Source organism: Nostoc sp. 106C, from assembly GCF_002154725.1.
Lineage (GTDB): Bacteria > Cyanobacteriota > Cyanobacteriia > Cyanobacteriales > Nostocaceae > Aulosira.
In genome coordinates this window covers 1-19,090 of record NZ_MTAW01000086.1, presented here as the reverse complement: position 1 = coordinate 19,090, position 19,090 = coordinate 1, and the positions used below count along the sequence as shown (strand labels likewise).

The window sequence follows — 19,090 nt, the reverse complement described above, 5'->3', positions numbered from 1 at the left end:
AAATTGAAAAGTTAAATGTTACTAAAAAACGATCTTGGTACTAGGTAATAGATTTAGCCTATAATCTCGACAATTCTGCATAAGCTTTTCACTCTGAGCAAGCGTAAATATACTAGTAAAATGTTTAAAATTCACAAATTCAAACGACTGTCTGTATTTGTACTACTCGGTTTATTGACCAGCTGGATTGTCAGTTGCAGCACAGGTAACGTTGGTACAGGAACAAAACAGACTTCTTCTGGAGTAGCCAATATTGAGTTTTGGACGATGCAACTCCAACCTCAATTTATCGACTACTTCCAAAACCTAATTGCAACTTTTGAGTCGCAAAACAAAGGTATAAAGATTAACTGGGTTGACATACCCTGGGCTGCGATGGAGAACAAAATCTTAACAGCTGTCTCAGCAAAAACGCCACCTGATGTTGTAAACCTCAATCCGGATTTCGCTTCTCAACTTGCAGGACGAAATGCCTGGCTAGATGTAGATACGAAAGTTCCAAATGAAGTTCGTTCCTCCTATCTGCCAAATATTTGGAAAGCTAGCACACTCAATGGTAAGAGTTTTGGTATTCCCTGGTATCTCACCACACGGCTAACCATTTATAACACTGATTTATTAAAACAGGCAGGTATCAATAAATCACCTGCTAACTACGTAGAATTAGCACAAGCGGCACAACAAATTAAAGATAAAACTGGTAAATACGCATTTTTTGTAACTTTCGTACCGCAAGATTCCGGTGAGGTATTGGAATCATTTGTTCAAATGGGAGTCACATTAGTAAATACCGAAGGTAAAGCAGCCTTTAACTCTCCACAAGGCAAAGCAGCTTTTCAGTATTGGGTAGATTTGTACAAAAAAGGATTGCTACCTAAAGAGGTATTAACTCAAGGTCATCGTCATGCTATTGATTTGTACCAAGCGGGAGAAACAGCATTTCTCGCTTCTGGTCCAGAATTTCTCAAAACGATCGCCAATAATGCTCCAAAAATTGCTCAAGCTTCTGCGATCGCGCCTCAGATTACAGGTGAGACAGGCAAGAAAAATGTTGCTGTAATGAACGTAGTTATCCCCAAAGATAGCAAGCATCCGGATGCTGCTGTTAAATTTGCTTTATTTCTCACTAACGATCAAAACCAATTAGCTTTTGCTAAAGCTGCTAACGTTTTGCCATCTACAGTAAAAGCACTATCTGATAGCTACTTTAAAGATGTTCCTGCTACTGCTACAACAGTAGAAAAAGCGCGAGTTATTAGTGCTAAACAACTACAACAAGCAGAGATATTAACGCCCACGTTGAAAGATTTCAACAAATTGCAAAAGGCAGTTTATGAGAACTTACAAGCAGCAATGTTAGACCAAAAGACGGTCGATAAAGCTGTAGAAGATGCAGCACAACAGTGGAATAATCGAACATAGTAGAAATTTTGTTTTAGGGTGCGATCGCAAAGTAAAGCACCCTAAAATAATTGAGACTACTGTATTGGGATTTGAATGACAAATTCAGCTCCTGCTCCAAGTTCTGAATAGCAATCCAATTTTCCACCATGTAGTTCGTTAATAATTTGGTAACTAATTGATAAACCTAATCCTGTACCTTTACCCACTGCTTTGGTTGTAAAAAACGGGTCAAATAATTTGGTTAGTACTTTATCCTCCATTCCCAAGCCATTATCAGCAATCCGAATTTCTAACCAGTTATTATCAATAAGTCCAGTGCTAATTTGAATTTGTGGTTGCTTATTTGTTGGCTGTTCAGTATCAGTTGTAGCTTTGCTCAAGAATGAATCTTCTAAAGCATCAATTGCATTGTCAATAATGTTCATAAATACTTGATTCATATGACCAGCGTAACACTTGACTAATGGCAGTTTTCCATAATTTTTAATTACTTTAATCTCTTTAAAATTTCTTGCTGATAGTTTGAGGCGGTTGTTTAAAATAACTAGTGTACTGTCGATTCCTTCATGAATATCAACTGCTTTAAATTCTGCTTCATCCAAACGAGAAAAGGTACGAAGTGACTTGACAATTTCAGCAATTCTCTCTGCTCCTACAGTCATAGAGCGAAATATTTTTTCTGAGTCTTTTTGAATAAAATCGATTTCAATTATTTCCATTTCTTGTTTAATTGCTACTGCTGGTTCAGGGTAATGCTCTTGATAAAGTGCAATTAGTCTCAGTAAATCTTGAAAATATGTCTGAGCATAATTTAAATTACCGTAAATAAAGTTGACTGGGTTGTTAATTTCGTGAGCAATTCCAGCCACCAGAACTCCGAGAGCAGACATTTTCTCAGATTCCACAAGTTTCATTTGTAAACTTTTGAGATTTTTGAGTGCGTTTTCTAGCTCATTACCTCGATTTCTTAAGGCTATTTGCGACTCCTCTAATTCACAAATTACATTTTTTAAGACTATTTCTTTACGCTCACTGACTTTCTCAAGTTGTTGTCGATCTGCTTCTGAACGCTCTAGTTTCTTTGTCAGAATCCGAACTGTTTTTTCTAACTCTTTAAGTCTGCTCTCGTTATCTGTGGGTTCCATAAGCCTCTACTTTGTTCCTAAAAGTAGAGTCACAAAAGTTTCTTGGTGGTAGTAAGAAGAACCCTGCGGTTCTAAAGGTGCAAATTCACCGTATGTATAGAATCCACAAATAGGTATTTCATAAGAGAGTGCATTTTTAACTAGTTGATATTCTTCTTTTGCTCTTGTGCCTAAAAGCCAACGGCGACAGCAACAAGAAAATAACAAAACGGCTTCTGGTTCGGTTCCTGGATAATTTGCAAGAGCAGTCTGTAATGAAGTTTTAGCCGCAGCAATCACTTCATCCCTGCTAATATCTGTGACTTGAACTATGGCTTGCTCCGGAATATTACCGAGAAAATTGATGGTACCAGTTTCAATATCGTAAGTATTAGGCACCCGCATATAGTAGCGATCGCTATCTCCTTCATATACAGCTAATGGATGTTCCGCCGTTGGTGGGCGATCGCCTAAATACCGTTGATAATATTCCAATGCCGATTTGCCATCAATCTCGTAGAGGACGGTTCCCTGAGCCTTGGTGACAATGTTTTTGCGCCCAATGGGTTGCCAACCACAGGCGATTCCATAGGAAAATTGGATATCTCCAAAAAATATCAGAACTGGTAGAGAATCAGTTAGCACTTCATTGCAGAAAAATTGGTAGGTTTTTTGAAACCTAAACTGATCTCCCGCTGTACCACCTAAAATTGGGATCTGAGGATCTAAGGCCAGTTTTAGTCCTTGAAGAATTAATTCTCCATTAGTTGTTGAACCATTTTCTGTATAGCTGGCTGGAACAGTAATACATAATTTGGCGCTACTATGGCTTTTCGCCGTCGCTTGTTGCACAGCTTGGTGAGCAGCTGCAAAAGGGTTTTCTCTTGCTCCATAGCCGACACCAGCATGAATTTCTACAGTATCAGAGCTAAAAAGCATTAGCGTCAAAGAATCTTGTTGGAACCCTAAAACTGAAGAGACTTCACCATCTGTGGTGCAACCAATCAAATCAATATCGGGAAACACCTGGTTAATTTCTTTGAGGATTAACTGATGCTCAAAATCAATTCCAGCAAATAAAATACCTGCCTGGGGTATAACCTCTGCTAAATCGTGAACACACTGTTCTAAAATTTCTGCAATTGCACTTTGAGAATCTGGGTCTTCGCTGTGACCAACAACCACTTTTAGCATTTTTTTATCCTATTAACTAGAACTTGCTACAGCACGATCGCTTCAAAGATCGTCAGCAACATAATTTCTCAGTTAATTTTGCCCATTGAAGTCTTGCCAATCCCAAATGTAAATTGAATTTACATAATAAATTTAATTGCTTAGTATAAGCTTTAAAAGCAAATGCAATCTCAAGCTCTGATATCTGATATGTAAAGATATCAGCAATGCTAAAGTCCTGATTTTTACAATAACTTGTAGAGCGATCGCTCTATTAAAAGTGTTAATTAAGTAAGTGTGTTAAAACTGATTAATATATATTACGCACGCAAAATATTAATTTATAGTATAAATACACTAGCTGACGTAGAAAAAGTACACGAACTAAAAATAAACTTTTCATGAGTTATATTTTGCTAAAAAATTCCCTATTAAATATAAAGAACCGCACAAAATAACTAAATTCTCATTATAAGTAAAAGCAGCTTCTAGGGCTGAAGATAAATCTGGATAAGATTGGCAAAAATCTAAGCTTGGGCAAACATTAACAGCTAACTTCGCTAATTCATCAGGGACGGCTGAAGAAGTATCTGGTATTGGTACCAGAAATAATCTATCTCCCTGGCGTAACAAGGCTTGGAAAATATCAGCATGGTCTTTATTTGCCATCATTCCTATCACCCAAGTTACGGTGGGATTCTTCAATGTATCCACATAATCGCGTAATACTTGAGCGCCCGCAGGATTATGAGCACCATCCAGTAATAATTTATGTTTTTTCCAAGTAACCCATTGGATACGCCCAGGCCATTTAGTTTTTGCCATGCCATTAATTATGGCTGCTTGAGAAATTTGCCATTTCTGTTTTTGGAGAATTTCTATAGCAGCTAAAGCTAAGGCAGAATTGGTTAACTGAATTTGCCCCTGTAAAGGCAAAGGATATTGAATTAATTTGGAATTTTCCAAAGTTTGGTATTCAGCCCATCCTGAAGATATTGGACGTGCAGGCTGAGGCGTAAATATTGGGCATTGTAATTCTTGAATCCGCGATCGCACAACTTCTAGGGCATCTTTTGGCAATGGTCCTACAACAGCAGGACATCCACTTTTGAGAATTCCAGCTTTTTCTTTGGCAATATCGGCAACAGTAGGGCCTAGCTGTTGCCAGTGTTCGCGGCTAATGGAGGTAATTACCGTCACTAGAGGTTGAGAACAAACATTAGTAGCATCCAAACGCCCTCCCAATCCAACTTCTACTACCGCTACATCGACTTGCTGCTGGGCAAAATACAACCAAGCTGCTGCGGTAATAACTTCAAACTGAGTCGGAGACTCATCATCAGGAGCGTTTGTCGGAGACGTTGGCACAGCCATCGCTGCTTGGACTTTTTGTAATAATTGGTACAATTCCTCTGAGGAAATTGGCTGTTCATTGAGACAAATCCGTTCTGTCCAATCAACTAAATGAGGAGAAATATAACGTCCTGTACGATAACCAGCTTCAGTCAAAATCGATGAAAGATAGGCGCATACAGAACCTTTGCCATTAGTGCCAGCAACATGAACTACTGGAACTTGATGATGAGGATTCCCAAGATTTGCCAATAGTTTGACAATGCGTGAGAGTCCCAGATTGATGCCAAAAGGTTGAAAGGATTTTAGTAGAGAGTCAATATCCACAATTGGAGACGGGGATGAGTAGAGGGGAAATGGAAGAGATCTAGAGGACAAGGAGGACAAATAACTATTGACTATTGACCCTTGACAAATGCCCTAATACCAATGAACCGACTGTTTCTTTTTACAGAAACAGTCGGTTAAAGTATGTTAATTTTTATTCGAGTTTAGGCTTCTCTGTTTAAAAAGTTTTGAACTTGTTGTATCGCAGCCGCACCAATGTTAAATACAGCCCAACCAGCAGCAATAGCAATGGGTGCTAAAACGAGTGCTACGCGAAAATCAATGTCCATATTTAGAACTCCTCTGTTAAATAAATTAAAGTTTTGTCAACTGCTCTCATTTTTATTGTTAGCTGAAGTGGGCAATTTTTCCAGCCCCATGTGTAAAGAATGTTTACAATTTTGTAATAGGTCATTTGTCATTGGTCAATAGTCCAGAGTCAAAAGGCTATAGTACTTTCTTCTTTGTCCCTCTTGCTCCCTGCTCCCCTGCTTCCTTACTGCGTCCTGGTAAATCCAATATCAGTTCCCTTACCAGCATGAACCAAAGCTAGCTTTTGGTAACGTTCAGCGTGTTCGATAAGTTCTGCGGCTTCGGTGTCTGTGATTTGGCGTAGTACTTTGCCAGGAATGCCCACCACTAGAGAAAATGGTGGTATATCCTTAGTTACTACTGCACCAGCACCAATAATGCTACTAGCTCCTACTCGTACACCGTCTAAAATTATTGCTCCAATACCAATTAAACTGCCACGTTCAATATAGGCAGAATGTATCACAGCGCGATGTCCTACGGTGACATGATCTTCTAAGATGGTAGGAAAACCAGGGTCGCCGTGTAGAATAGCGCCATCTTGTATATTCGTGCATTCGCCGATATCAATGCGTTCTACATCTGCCCTTACGACTGCTCCATACCAAATGCTTACCCCTGCCCTTATGTTTACCGAACCGATAACAATCGCATTAGCTGCAACAAAGGCAGCTTGAGAAAAATCAGGAGATGGCCAGTAAGAAGCTGTAGACACGATAGAATATGAATATGGTACCCAGGAACACTGGAGAAACTCCAACATTTAAGGCTGGTTGCAAAACCAGAATATCACAGGGTCAAGCTTCTATCCTGAGGAAGACACTAGTGAATACTGTTCCTGCAACAAGTTCAGTGACCGTGTAGCAGTGAGCAGGTAACCCCAAGTGGTGGAGCCGAAGTGGAAAATCCAAACCACTGGTGCTGGTGAAGACAAAACTATGTTTCTATGCACTTCATGATGAATCCAGGCTTGCAGTACCCAATATTTGGTCCCGAAATTCAGTGTCCCCACTGTCGTCAAACAATTCCGGCGTTGACACTAACAGATACCTACTTGTGTCCGCGTCACGGGGCTTTTGAGGCTAATCCCAAAACTGGTGAATTAATCCATTTACAGTCGGGGCGTCATTGGCGAAAGTGGAATAGTGAATGGTACAGACAACATACCCATCCCGATGGTATTCGGTTTGAAATTCACGAAGCACTAGATAAGCTATATACCCAAGGTTACCGAGCAACGCGGGTAATTATTGCTCGTCGTTATCAAGAATTGATGAGTGGCTATTTAGAACGCAGCACTCCTTGGCGTTCTGGACAACAGCCAGAAAATTCATCAGCGCGACTGTACGGTTTGCCGGTAGAATTTAGCCCCGATCCTACAGATGAACCCTGCTGGGAAGTGATTAATTTTGATTTGGAAAAAGAGCCTGGTGTCCCTGTGCGCTATCCTTATTTCCGATTATTTGAGTAGTTATCAGTGTTGGGTAATGAGTGCTGAGTCTTGGTTGATAATACTTAGTGGTTGCTCTTAGTTAAAAATTTTCCAGAACCCTGTAAACAAAGAGTATTCCTGAGATAGTGAAACACAATTTTTCACTGACAACTCAGAACTCAAAACTCGTTACTCAGCACTACTTATGCACCACGCTTCTATTCGGACTGCGAATATTCATCGCGCGATCGCCTTCTATGAACAATTGGGGTTTACAGTTTGTGAACGCTTCACTACAGGCTACACCCTAGCTTGTTGGATGGAAGGATTGAGTGGCAGAATTGAACTAATCGAAATTCCTGAACCGAAACCAGCCTCAGATGCCTTTGCAGACGAACACTATGTGGGCTACTATCATCTCTCATTTGATTTATCTGAAGTAACACCAGATTTACCAAGTTGGTTAAATAATTTACAACAAAGGTTGGTAAAAGCAGACCTGCAACCGCTGAAAGTGCTTTTGGAACCGACACAGCAGCAAATAGGCGATCGCATCTTTGAGGTCGCTTTTATCGCAGATACTGATGGCTTACCCCTGGAATTCATTCGTATTTTAGCAAAACTCAACTAATTTCGCTTTTCTATTGATTATTTCTGCTGGTAGAATAGCTTATCTCGGTAGTTTTGCTTAGGTGACAAAGGGATCGCAAGGATTAGACTATAGTCATCAAGACAAATAAATGTAACTTAGTTTACAGAGTATCTGCAAAATCCATGTCTCTGTTTTCCACCTTGTATAGATATCGTTTTCCGTTATTGCTGCTAAGTCTATGGATGATTGCAGTGTTTTTATTTGGTGGTAAACCTGCTGATAGCCAACACATGGTCGTGTCCCAGCAGATACATGCTCAATCAACAGTACATGCACAAAAAATCATAGCCCAAACAGTGACAGAAAACGTCCGCAAGACATTGCTAGAGAATGGTCTCACGGTACTGACAAAAGAAGTGCATACTGCGCCAGTGGTAACTGTACAGGTTTGGTACAAGGTAGGTTCGCGCAATGAAGAACCTGGAGTCAATGGTATTGCTCACCAGTTGGAACACATGATGTTTAAAGGCACGCAAAATCGTCCAGTTCAATTTGGACGATTGTTTAGTGCTTTAGGCAGCGACTCAAACGCTTTTACTAGCTACGATCAAACGGCATATTATGTCACTGCGGAACGGAATAAGCTCAAAGCGCTCCTCATCTTGGAAGCAGATCGAATGCAAAATTCGCTAATTGATACCGAGCAACTAGCAAGTGAGAAGCGAGTAGTAATTTCTGAGTTACAAGGTTACGAAAATAGCCCGGAATATCGTCTTAACCGCGCTGTGATGCGTGCAGCTTTTCCTAATCATGCTTACGGATTGCCTGTGGGTGGCACAAAAGCTGATGTGGAAAACTTTACAGTTGAGCAAGTGCGGCATTACTACCGCAAATTTTACAGTCCCGATAATGCCATTTTAGTGATTGTGGGAGATTTTCAAACTGCCCCAACATTAGAAGCAGTGAAAGAAATATTTGGAAAATTACCAAAAAACAGTACTGAGAAACGAGTTACGAGTGGCGAGTCAAAACCACTCAGCACTCAACACTCAACACTCAACACTCCTATTGTGCTGCGAGAAGCAGGAGCAGGGGAAATGTTGCAAGCAGTGTATCCCCTACCTGATGTGAATCACCCAGATGTGCCAGCCTTGAATGTGATGGATTACATTTTGACAGAAGGACGAAGTTCTCGGCTTTATCAGGCATTAGTAGAATCAGGTTTAGCTAGTGAAATTACAGCTTCTGTGGCTAGCTTACAGGAATTTGGTTGGTACGAGCTGTTAGTGACAGGTGCTCCTAATAAAAATTTGACAAAAATTGACTCCGTGCTGAAGAAAGCGATCGCTGATGTGGTCAAAACCGGAGTGACACCAGAAGAAGTAAATCGAGCTAAGGCTCAATTAGAAGCAGTGGTAATTTTAGGTAACCGTGATATCACTGACCAAGCAATGCAATTGGGCAATGATGAGATAACTACTGGTGATTATCGCTATACAGAACGCTTCTTAGCAAATGTCCGCAAGGTGAATCCATCGGATGTTGTGGCGGTAGTAAACAAATACCTCAAACCAGAAACATGTGTAGTCGGCTTGTTTGAACCAATACAAAAAAAGTCAAAAGCAGGTACAGGTAAATCACACTCCACACAAACTACAGAAAATTTCTCTTCAGGGGCAACTGTAGCCTCAACTGAGCTGTTAAAGTACCTGCCTCCTGTGGATGAGGTAATAGATCTAGCGAAGCGAGAATTACCACAACAATTTAAGTTTGCTAATGGTTTAGAGTTATTACTACTTCCCGATCGCAGTACTCCCACAGTTACACTCAGCGGTCATATCAACGCAGGTATGGAATTTGACCCAGAGAATAAAGCTGGATTAGCATCTTTGGTAGCAGATAACTTAATGAATGGTACTAAAACCAAAGATTTTTTAGCAATTGCCAAAACATTGGAAGATCGCGGGGCCAGTCTAGAGTTTAGAGCATACCGCGAAGGCGTGCGGATTGAAGGTGATAGTTTAGCTGGGGACTTGCCTGTACTCTTAGAAACTTTAGCAGACGTAGTTAAAAATAGTACATTTCCAGCAAAAGAGTTGGAACTGGATCGCAAACAAGCTGTGACTGCTCTAAAAATAGAATTGGACGATCCAGATGAAGTAGCAATCAGAACATTTATTCAGTCGATTTATCCCAAAGAGCATCCATTGCATACATTTCCTACCGAGAAGAGTATAAAACAGATTAAGCGTAAGGATGTGATTGCTTTCAAGACAAAACATTATCGTCCAGACACTACAGTGTTAGCTCTGGTAGGAGATTTTGATCCAGCAAAAGTGCGATCGCTAATTCAAAATGAGTTTGGTAATTGGGAAGTTAGCGGTCAACCGCCGAAGTTAAAATATCCTCAAGTGTCAATGCCAGAAGGAGTAGTACGTGTTAACTCCATCCTTCCAGGTAAAGCCCAAGCTAGTACTTATATGGGTTATACAAGCATAAACCGTCAAGATCCTCGATTTTATGCAGCCTCAGTATTAAATCAGATTTTGGGAGGCGATACCCTATCTAGTAGACTTGGCGCAGAAGTCCGCGATCGCCAAGGTTTGACGTATGGAATTTATAGCTATTTTCAAGTCGGAAAAAATGCTGGGACTTTTTGGATTGAAATGCAAACTAGCCCAGAAGATACGAGTAGAGCGATCGCCAGCACTCACAAGCTATTAAAACAAATCCATCAGCAAGGCGTAATTGCATCAGAAGTTGAAGCAGCTAAACAAACTCTCATCAGCAATTACAATGTTTCTTTGGCAAACCCAGAGGAATTAACAAAAAGTATTTTGATGAATCAGGTATATGGATTGGATGAAGTCGAATTGCGCTCTTTTACAAAAAAAATTCAGCAAGTTACCTTGGCTCAAGTCAATCAAGCTGCGCGTGAGTTACTCCACCCAGATAAAATTGTGGTAGTGACTGCTGGTCCTGCTGTATTGGCAGACCAAAATATTAAGTAAAAATAGTTTGGGAATAGATAATAATAAGATAGATTGAGTAGTTTTCTAATTTCATTAGTTTTCAATTGCTACCATTAGTTTTTTAGGACTACCCAGAGAAATGATTTGGTTAGTTACAAAAATTATTATTAAAATCCTGAATTTACATACTTGTTTTCCTAAGATGCAAGCAATCAAGCGGATTTACATTATCCTGTTATTAATGTTGTGCTTTGGTGCCAGCAATATTAAACCAGCATTAGCAGCGAATGTATCTGGCGATTTACTCAAGCAAGCCGCTATCGAAATTCCAGTTAGCTTAGGAAATGCAGCTAACGAACTCAAATTTGAGCCGAATAACTTGGAATTTGTAACTGGTAAACGCTACAATCTGCGACTCACTAATCCTAGTCAACTGAAGCACTATTTTACCGCCAAGGACTTTGCCGATAGCATCTGGACGCAAAAAGTTGAAGCAGGCAAAGTAGAAGTTAAAGGCGCGATCCACGAAGTAGAACTAAAGCCAGGTGCTACAGCAGAATGGGTATTTGTACCATTGAAGCCAGGAAAATATACCCTACGTTGCTCAGTACCAGGTCACAAGGAAGCAGGGATGACGGGAGAAATTATCGTCAACAATTAACAATTCCACATTCAGGAATTTTGTCAGTGGTCAGTAACAAAAAATCTATATACTGTCAATCAAGGGAAGGGAGATTAGACTCGCTCTAAAAAATAACTAACAGCTAACAACTGACACCTAACACGCGAAGCGTAGTAAAAAATAAGTTAATTTAAATATAGATATTATTTCTCACGTGCCTTAGAGGATGTTTTAAAAGTTTTGGGCGAATTATATTCGCCGGGTTTGGTATTAATTTAGACTTTATAAACATCCTCTTAGAAAAAATTAACTTTCTGCGTTCCAGCGCCCATCACTTTTAATTTCCCATGAACATTCTCAGTAACTTACTTGCTCAAACAACTCAGCCGACATCGCCAAAAAAACAGCGCCGAGGTATCGAAATTAAATCGCCGCGGGAAATTGACATTATGCGGCAATCAGCAAAAATTGTAGCAACTGTACTTAAAGAAATTTCTGAGCTAGTACAACCGGGAATGACTACGGCTGACTTGGATGCTCATGCGGAGAAACGTATTCGAGAAATGGGCGCAACTCCAAGCTTTAAGGGATATCACGGCTTTCCTGCTTCTATCTGCTCCAGCATTAATAATGAAGTTGTACATGGAATTCCTAGTCCAAAGAAAGTAATTCGCACTGGTGATGTATTAAAAGTAGATACGGGCGCTTATTATCAAGGCTTTCATGGTGACTCTTGCATTACGATTGCCGTAGGTGAAGTTACCCCGGAAGCCGCTAAACTGATTTGTGTAGCTGAGGAAGCTCTCTATAAAGGTATTGAACAAGTAAAGGCGGGTGTATACTTGCTGGATATTGCTGGGGCAATTGAAGACCATGTAAAAATCAACGGTTTTAGCGTGGTCGAAGAATTTACCGGACACGGCGTTGGACGTAATCTGCACGAAGAACCTTCAGTGTTTAACTTCCGCACCAGAGAGATGCCAAATGTGAAACTACGCGCCGGAATGACATTGGCAATTGAACCAATTTTAAATGCAGGTTCTAAGCATACACGAACTTTAGCCGATCGCTGGACAGCGGTAACTGTGGATAATGCTTTGTCGGCGCAGTTTGAGCATACCGTTTTGGTAACTGAGACTGGCTATGAGATTTTGACTGATCGCACGAAAATTTAACAATCAAGAGTCAATAGTCCATAGTCAAAACCATTGACCCTTGACCATTGACTCTGGACTTTGCTTCTCAATCTAAGATTTAGGTAAATAGCGTATAACTTCGGCAACCGACCAAGCTTGGGCGATCGCGCCTTTGGGTTGGTGGGGTGCGTCGCCATCAAAAATCTCAGAAATAGACCCAAGACAAGCATCATGTAAGAAGTGTTCCAGTAGGGGTTGCCAATCAAAAGGCAGTGGCTCTTCTGGATAAAAACGCTCCCAAGCACGAATAAACGCGCCAATCAGCCAACTCCAAACAGTACCTTGGTGGTAGGCGCGATCGCGCTCCTCTGGAGTACCTTGGTATTTCCCGATATATTGCGGATCTCCTGGATCGAGGCTCCGCAGTCCATAGGGCGTAAGCAAACTAGAAGTTGCTACTGCAAGTACTTGACGTCCTTGTTCTTGTGGAAACCCACAATGGTGTAGGGACAGTGCTAAAACTGCGTTGGGGCGAATTTGGGAATTACGGCGATCGTCTAGCTCGATAGTGTCGTATAAGTAGCAGAGTTTGGGATTCCAAAACTTTTGCAGCGAGCCTTTTACCTGTTGTGCTTGCTGGTCATAACGCTGTGCTTGTTTTGCCAGACGCTCTGAGGAATTGGGATCTTGAATTTGGCTTAATCGTTCTGCCCATTGACTCAGCCAACACAAAGCTGAATACCACAAGGCATTAATTTCTACTGGTTTACCGAGGCGAGGAGTCACAGGTTCGCCTCCAACTACTGCATCCATCCAGGTCAAGGCTACATTACGAGCATTCCAACTAACCAGCCAATCAGTAGCATCTACATGGATATTGTAGCGAGTGCCACCTACAAATGCTTTATGGATTTGTTGCACCACAGGGAATTGCTCTGCCAAAAATTGCCAGTCTTGGGTAGCTTCCAAGTATAGTCCTAGAGTTTCGATCCACAACAGCGCTGCATCAATACTGTTGTAAAAAGGCTCACCACCGACATCAGGAAATGCATTTGGAATTAGTCCTTGGCGACAGTAATGTCCAAAAGTTCGCAACAGCCCTTTTGCAAGATCAAAACGTTGTGGAACTAATGCTAACCCTGGTAAGGCAATTAAAGTATCACGCCCCCAGTCATTGAACCAATGATAACCAGCAATCACGGTAGGCCCGGCAATAGAAGCTCGATAAACTATAAAGCGATCGCTGGCTTTTAATAGTTGTTGCCAAATTGGGGATTGGGCATAAGACAAGGGAGCATTTTCTTGCTTGTCCCCCTGTTCTCCCCGATCCCAGCCAAAGACCTGGGAAAGTCTTTCTTCCTCAGCCTCTATAGCTTCTGTAAAAGTTTCACAACTCAGAGGAGCTGGCTGTGGTTCGGGAAACCCTACTCGGACTTCTAAAGTTACAACATCTCCTGGTTTAAGAGTAACCGTTAAGTAACCTGGGCTGTAGAGGTCTTCGCGATCGCCTAATCCCCGCTGAGTTTCTTCTGGTAATCGATAATCCCAGTACCATACTCCATCAGGTCGATAGTCTCCTTGTGTCCAACGTAAATGCCAAGGTGTGCCAAAGCGTCCGCCAAGAATCGCTTGCAAGCAAACTTGCTGGGGCAATAGCACTTGTGAAAAGTGTAATTCTGGAGAAGCCTTTTGTTGATGGTGAAAGTCGCGATCGCCAATTAGCAATCGTAGCCTTAAGATGGCTACTTCCGTACCTTCGTAGCGATACTGAATCAAAAGTCGATGGCACAAGGTGGGGTGCGGCGTCGGAGAATGGGGAGAAAAGGGGGACAGGGAAGAAAATGCTCCCTTGTCTCCACCTTTGTCAGGCTCCACCAACCCATGAGGTATTACTAATTGTCTACTTAGTTGCCAATTATCATCGCCCCAAATCCATTTTGGAACTGGGTTAATATCAAAAGAGCGTAGCAGTTCGTAGCCAGTAGGTTCTATTCGACCACTGCCCCAGTAATTCGTTCCCAATGCCACTACTTTGCCTTGTACTTCTAGGCTAGCTTCTAAGTGCGAAAGCAGCAGAGTACGCTCAGAAGGTGGATTTGTAGCGGCAAATAACCAACCGTGATAAGTACGTGTACGGACATCTGAAACTGTCCCACTGGCAAAACTACCTAAGCCATTGGTCAGCAACCACTCTCTTTGATCTAAATCTGCCATTTGCTACTCAAAATCGTTATGACTATGATATAGTCGTAACAGATCGTAATTAAACTGTGACAGCGTGAACGGGTAAGTTTTTACTGACCCGAATCCCAACGCTAGTAAATGGATATAAGTTGAAGGAGAATTAGGTTAATGTCCCTCACTTACGGAACAGAAGGAAGCCTCCGCGTTGGTCAACAGGCTCCAGAATTTACAGCAACAGCTGTAGTGGATCAGGAATTTAAGACCATCAAACTTTCCGACTATCGCGGTAAGTATGTTGTTCTATTCTTTTATCCCCTAGACTTTACCTTTGTTTGTCCCACTGAGATCACAGCATTTAGCGATCGCTACGAAGAATTCAAGAAAAATAACACGGAAATCCTTGGTGTTTCCGTTGATAGCGAGTTCTCTCACCTAGCTTGGATTCAAACTGACCGCAAATCTGGTGGTGTCGGCGACCTGAATTATCCCTTAGTTTCCGACATTAAGAAAGAAGTAAGTGCAGCTTACAACGTTCTTGATCCAGCAGCAGGTATTGCTCTGCGCGGTCTGTTTATCATCGATAAAGATGGTGTCATCCAACACGCTACCATTAACAACCTAGCTTTTGGTCGTAGCGTTGATGAAACCCTGCGGACATTACAAGCAATTCAGTACGTTCAGTCTCACCCCGACGAAGTTTGCCCAGCTGGTTGGCAACCTGGGGATAAAACCATGAATCCCGATCCAGTGAAATCTAAAGTTTACTTCTCTGCTGTCTAGCTTTCTCTTGCTAGAAAGTAGCAACGCAGTATACTGGATTTAAGAGCAGTATCATTTATAACCACAGATAACCACGGATGAACACAGATACAGATGAATCGGTGTCAAATTCAGTGCCTATCTGTGGTTTTTTCATTGTGCTTCGCTTGTCATTTGTCATTTTTCATTGGTCATTAAATTTTGGATTCTTGATCTATGGACTATGGACTCTTGACTATTGCCTTTAAACAATCAAGGATTAAAATATGCTAACTTCAACTGATTTTAGCGGCTTATTAAATGAGCGTTTCTTCCGCAATTTTCTGCCAATCCCAGCTATAAATCAGTTAAGGCTGGAAGTAGGAACACCAGACTTTCAACTACCGGATATTACCAACGGTAGTTTGGTAAAATTGTCAGATTTTCGAGGTAAGCAACCAGTCTTACTAGCTTTTACCCGGATATTTACAGAAAAGCAGTATTGCCCATTGTGCTATCCTCACATCAAAGCTTTGAATGAAAACTACGAGCAATTTAAAGAGCGTGGTATAGAAGTTTTGATGATTACTAGCACAGACGAAAGACAAAGCCAAATAGTTGTAAGAGATTTAGGCTTAAAAATGCCGTTGTTGAGCGATCCTATTTGTCGAGTATTTCGTAAATATCGGGTAGGACAAGCTTTAGGAGCGCCTTTACCAGCACAGTTTGTATTAGATAAAGAAGGCAAACTTCGCTACTTCCATTTATTTTCTTTTTTGGATCATAATGCCAGTGTTAAGACATTGTTAGAACAATTCAATTTATCAGTTAAGTAGATATAAATAAAACTGACTCTTTTGCAAAGAGTAATAGGGAAAGGAAACAAGGCAAAAATCTTACCTTGTATCTTTTTCCATTTTTATTTTTAAGTTTTGCGATAAAAAATTAAATAATTAATTTGGATTTGTCGAATTACTTATAAGGTATAAAATTGACATCGATTTGCATACTTATAAGGCTTTGAGGTTTGCTCATGCTGAAGCTTTATCACTCCCCAATATCTCCTAACTCACGCCGAGTCTGGATTACACTGCTGGAAAAAGAACTAGAGTTTGAACTAGTAGAACTAAAACTGGATGGAGAGCAGTTTAAACCAGATTTTTTGGCAATTAGCCCTTTTCATCACGTTCCGGTTTTAGAAGATGAAGGGTTTCATATAGTAGAATCCTTAGCTATTTTGGACTATTTAGAGGCAAAGTACTCTACGCCTGCAATGCTGCCCAAAGATGCTCAGGATTTAGCGATCGCGCGAATGGTACAAATGGTAACGGTAAATGAGTTGTTGTCAGCCATTATGCCGTTGACTCCGCAAATGCTAGGCTTACCTGGAGGCGATCCGGAAAAAATTGAGCAGGCAAAGCAGAAAGCATCAACAGTGCTGAAGTTTTTTGAGAATTTGCTAGACGATCGCCCTTACTTTGGTAGTGAACACATCACTCTAGCTGAGCCTGTTGCTGGCACTTTAGTACCCTGGTTGCCAAGAGGAGGTGTCTCCTTAAACGACTATCCAAAACTGAATGCTTGGTGCGAACGCCTGCTTGCACGTCCAACATGGCAAGCTACTGAGGTTCCCCTGGAAGTTATGAAGGCTCGCATGGCCGCAAGAATGGCGCAGCATAATGCAGGTTAAAGATCAAGCTCATATTGATAAAAGCGGAGAGATTTTCTGATGCTCAAACTTTATCACCAGCCCATTTCGGTGAACTCCCGCCGCCCTTGGATTGCCTTACTGGAAAAGGGACTAGATTTTGAACTAATAGAAATGAAACTGGATGGCGATCAGTTTCAACCAGAGTTTGTAGCGCTCAATCCCTTCCATCATATTCCCGTGTTAGTTGATGATGGCTTTAGGGTAGTGGAATCCTTAGCAATTCTGGACTATCTAGAGGCCAAGTATCCCACGCCTGCCTTGTTACCCCAAGAAGTGCAGACTCTAGCCACCGTGCGGATGGTGGAAATGGTGACGATAAATGAGCTAATACCTGCCATGAATCCACTATTTCGGCAAATGATTGGCTTAGACGACGATCAACAGAAGGTAGAGGAAGCAAAGCAGAAATCAGCCACCGTACTGGCTTTCTTTGAGCAACTACTAGGCGATCGCTTATACTTTGGTAGTGAGCAATTAACTCTTGCTGATATCGTTGCTGGTAGTAGCATTCCCTGGCTACCGCAAATGGGAGTAGCTTTAAATTTTAAACTCCAAGCTTGGTGCGAGCGTTTGATGCAACGTCCATCCTGGCAAACCACCCAACCAACCCCAGAGACAATTGAAGCGTTTAAGTCTCGGATAAAAGTTTTAATGGCAAAAAATCAACCCCAATAAAGGATTTCCAAATAAAAAAATATCCCATCGCGTTTAGAGCAGGGAAGCAGGGAGTCAGTGGGAGAAACAGTCGTATTGAGTCCAGAAATGGAACTAAAGAATTAACATAGCTTCGCGCCTCAGACGCCATGAAATTCTGGGCGCGAAACATGATTTTTTATAGCTTGACCTGTTGCAAATGACTGCGGGGATTATAAGTACGTATAGCCCGGATTTTTTCATAGTATTCCCGCTCTTGTTGGCTAAGGTCTTTTGGTGGGACAATCGCCACCTTCACCAACTGATCGCCACGCCCACCTTTGGCTAGGGGCCAGCCTTTGCCACGTAAACGTAGGGATTGACCAGAACGCACTCCCGCAGGCAGCTTGACGTTCACTGAACCATCGGGTGTGGGAACATCGATTGAAGCTCCGAGAGTGGCTTCATCTGGTGTGATCGGAAGTTCACAGACAAGATTATCGCCTTCAATTTGGAAAAACGAGTGGGGCTGAAGTTCCACCTTTAAGAACAGATCACCCCGTTGTTGGGTCATAGGGTTTACTTGACCTTTGCCCCGCACACGCAGGCGAGTACCGGATTTAGCACCAGCCGGGATACGAACCTCTATCGTTTCGTTGCCAAGGCTGAAGCGCTTTTGCACACCAGCAAATGCTTCGGCAAAACTGAGAGCGATCGCGGCTTCACTATCTTGAGTTGCACCTGCACCCGCACCTACATCTTGAAAACCAAAATCATTAAAACCGCCAAAACCACCTGGTCTACCTGTGGAAGTACGATAAGAATAGCTTTGGCGACTACTGCGAGGGCCAGCACCGCCAAACAACTCATTGAGGAAATCATTAAAACTGCCGTATTGGCTGAAGTCAAAGCCGCCCATATCAACTCCAGGGCCACCGGACGGGAAGCCTTCACCAACTTGTTTCCAATATTGACCAAATTGGTCATACTTTTTGCGCTTGTCTGGGTCTGACAAAACCTCATAGGCTTCGTTCACTTCTTTGAAACGCGCCTCTGCTTGTTTATTGCCTGGGTTGACATCGGGATGAAACTTACGGGCTAATTTACGAAAAGCTTGTTTAATTTCCTCTGGAGTGGCAGTCTTACTAACTCCCAAAATTGTGTAATAGTCTTTGAAGTCGGTTGCAGCCATCTACCAGCCTCCTCTAGAAATTTCTGTTATGTTATTCTTACAAAGTTCTGTTCGTCAAAGACGTTGGCGTTCGCGCAGCGTCTCCCTTAGGAGAAGCCATCGGAGGAAACCTCCGCTCAAAGCCAGTACTCTCAAGTCGGGAGACCCTTTCGGCAGTTCCTCCTGGGGGAACCCCCAAGATCGGA

17 protein-coding genes are annotated in these 19,090 nt (G+C 41.9%); 10 read left to right on the top strand and 7 right to left on the bottom strand.

What is annotated here, in order from left to right; genetic code table 11:
- Positions 1–120 precede the first annotated feature (120 nt).
- Positions 121–1,422: a sugar ABC transporter substrate-binding protein gene (locus BV375_RS09410; protein WP_086759742.1), complete on the top strand. Its 1,302-nt coding sequence runs from the start codon at positions 121–123 to the stop codon at positions 1,420–1,422.
- Positions 1,423–1,478: 56 nt separating this feature from the next.
- On the opposite strand, the gene BV375_RS09405 is transcribed toward BV375_RS09410, so the two are convergent.
- The 5 genes from BV375_RS09405 to BV375_RS09385 form a co-directional block, all read right to left on the bottom strand.
- Positions 1,479–2,549, bottom strand: coding sequence for an ATP-binding protein (locus tag BV375_RS09405; RefSeq protein ID WP_086759740.1), 1,071 nt, complete (start codon positions 2,547–2,549; stop codon positions 1,479–1,481).
- A gap of 6 nt (positions 2,550–2,555) precedes the next feature.
- Positions 2,556–3,722 carry an FIST N-terminal domain-containing protein gene (locus tag BV375_RS09400; RefSeq protein WP_086759738.1) on the bottom strand — a complete coding sequence of 389 codons (1,167 nt, stop codon included), beginning with the start codon at positions 3,720–3,722 and terminating at the stop codon, positions 2,556–2,558.
- Positions 3,723–4,100: 378 nt separating this feature from the next.
- A complete protein-coding gene (locus tag BV375_RS09395; protein ID WP_086759736.1) occupies positions 4,101–5,381 on the bottom strand; it encodes a folylpolyglutamate synthase/dihydrofolate synthase family protein in 1,281 nt (426 codons plus the stop codon).
- 164 nt (positions 5,382–5,545) lie between these two features.
- Positions 5,546–5,671, bottom strand: coding sequence for a photosystem II protein Y (locus tag BV375_RS09390; RefSeq protein WP_086682415.1), 126 nt, complete (start codon positions 5,669–5,671; stop codon positions 5,546–5,548).
- A gap of 206 nt (positions 5,672–5,877) precedes the next feature.
- Positions 5,878–6,408, bottom strand: a complete 531-nt coding sequence (locus BV375_RS09385; protein WP_086759734.1) for a gamma carbonic anhydrase family protein — start codon at positions 6,406–6,408, stop codon at positions 5,878–5,880.
- A gap of 240 nt (positions 6,409–6,648) precedes the next feature.
- Here BV375_RS09385 and BV375_RS09375 point away from each other — a divergent pair, with 240 nt between their 5' ends.
- From BV375_RS09375 to map, 5 genes are all read left to right on the top strand, one after another.
- Positions 6,649–7,164, top strand: a complete 516-nt coding sequence (locus BV375_RS09375) for a TIGR02652 family protein (protein WP_086759732.1) — start codon at positions 6,649–6,651, stop codon at positions 7,162–7,164.
- A 166-nt stretch (positions 7,165–7,330) separates the two neighbouring features.
- Positions 7,331–7,756, top strand: a complete 426-nt coding sequence (locus BV375_RS09370; protein WP_086759730.1) for a VOC family protein — start codon at positions 7,331–7,333, stop codon at positions 7,754–7,756.
- Between the two features lie 143 nt (positions 7,757–7,899).
- Positions 7,900–10,728, top strand: coding sequence for a pitrilysin family protein (locus tag BV375_RS09365; RefSeq protein WP_086759728.1), 2,829 nt, complete (start codon positions 7,900–7,902; stop codon positions 10,726–10,728).
- 202 nt (positions 10,729–10,930) lie between these two features.
- A complete protein-coding gene (locus BV375_RS09360) occupies positions 10,931–11,350 on the top strand; it encodes a cupredoxin domain-containing protein (protein ID WP_243713889.1) in 420 nt (139 codons plus the stop codon).
- Between the two features lie 308 nt (positions 11,351–11,658).
- Complete coding sequence (map, locus tag BV375_RS09355; protein WP_086759724.1) at positions 11,659–12,486, top strand: type I methionyl aminopeptidase; 828 nt, start codon at positions 11,659–11,661, stop codon at positions 12,484–12,486.
- A 72-nt stretch (positions 12,487–12,558) separates the two neighbouring features.
- Here map and BV375_RS09350 read toward each other — a convergent pair whose 3' ends face one another.
- Complete coding sequence (locus tag BV375_RS09350) at positions 12,559–14,661, bottom strand: amylo-alpha-1,6-glucosidase (RefSeq protein WP_086759722.1); 2,103 nt, start codon at positions 14,659–14,661, stop codon at positions 12,559–12,561.
- Positions 14,662–14,799: 138 nt separating this feature from the next.
- Between BV375_RS09350 and BV375_RS09345 the strand changes: the two genes are divergently transcribed.
- The 4 genes from BV375_RS09345 to BV375_RS09330 all read left to right on the top strand — a co-directional run bounded on the left by BV375_RS09345 (position 14,800) and on the right by BV375_RS09330 (position 17,755).
- Positions 14,800–15,411 (top strand): peroxiredoxin, encoded by a 612-nt coding sequence (locus tag BV375_RS09345; protein WP_086759720.1) that lies wholly within the window; start codon positions 14,800–14,802, stop codon positions 15,409–15,411.
- 245 nt (positions 15,412–15,656) lie between these two features.
- A complete protein-coding gene (locus BV375_RS09340) occupies positions 15,657–16,205 on the top strand; it encodes a redoxin domain-containing protein (RefSeq protein WP_086759718.1) in 549 nt (182 codons plus the stop codon).
- A 197-nt stretch (positions 16,206–16,402) separates the two neighbouring features.
- Complete coding sequence (locus BV375_RS09335; RefSeq protein ID WP_086759716.1) at positions 16,403–17,059, top strand: glutathione S-transferase family protein; 657 nt, start codon at positions 16,403–16,405, stop codon at positions 17,057–17,059.
- A 39-nt stretch (positions 17,060–17,098) separates the two neighbouring features.
- Positions 17,099–17,755 (top strand): glutathione S-transferase family protein, encoded by a 657-nt coding sequence (locus BV375_RS09330; RefSeq protein ID WP_086759712.1) that lies wholly within the window; start codon positions 17,099–17,101, stop codon positions 17,753–17,755.
- A 157-nt stretch (positions 17,756–17,912) separates the two neighbouring features.
- Here the strand turns inward: BV375_RS09330 and BV375_RS09325 are convergent, their stop codons facing one another.
- Positions 17,913–18,905, bottom strand: coding sequence for a J domain-containing protein (locus BV375_RS09325; RefSeq protein WP_086759710.1), 993 nt, complete (start codon positions 18,903–18,905; stop codon positions 17,913–17,915).
- Between the last annotated feature and the right edge of the window lie 185 nt (positions 18,906–19,090).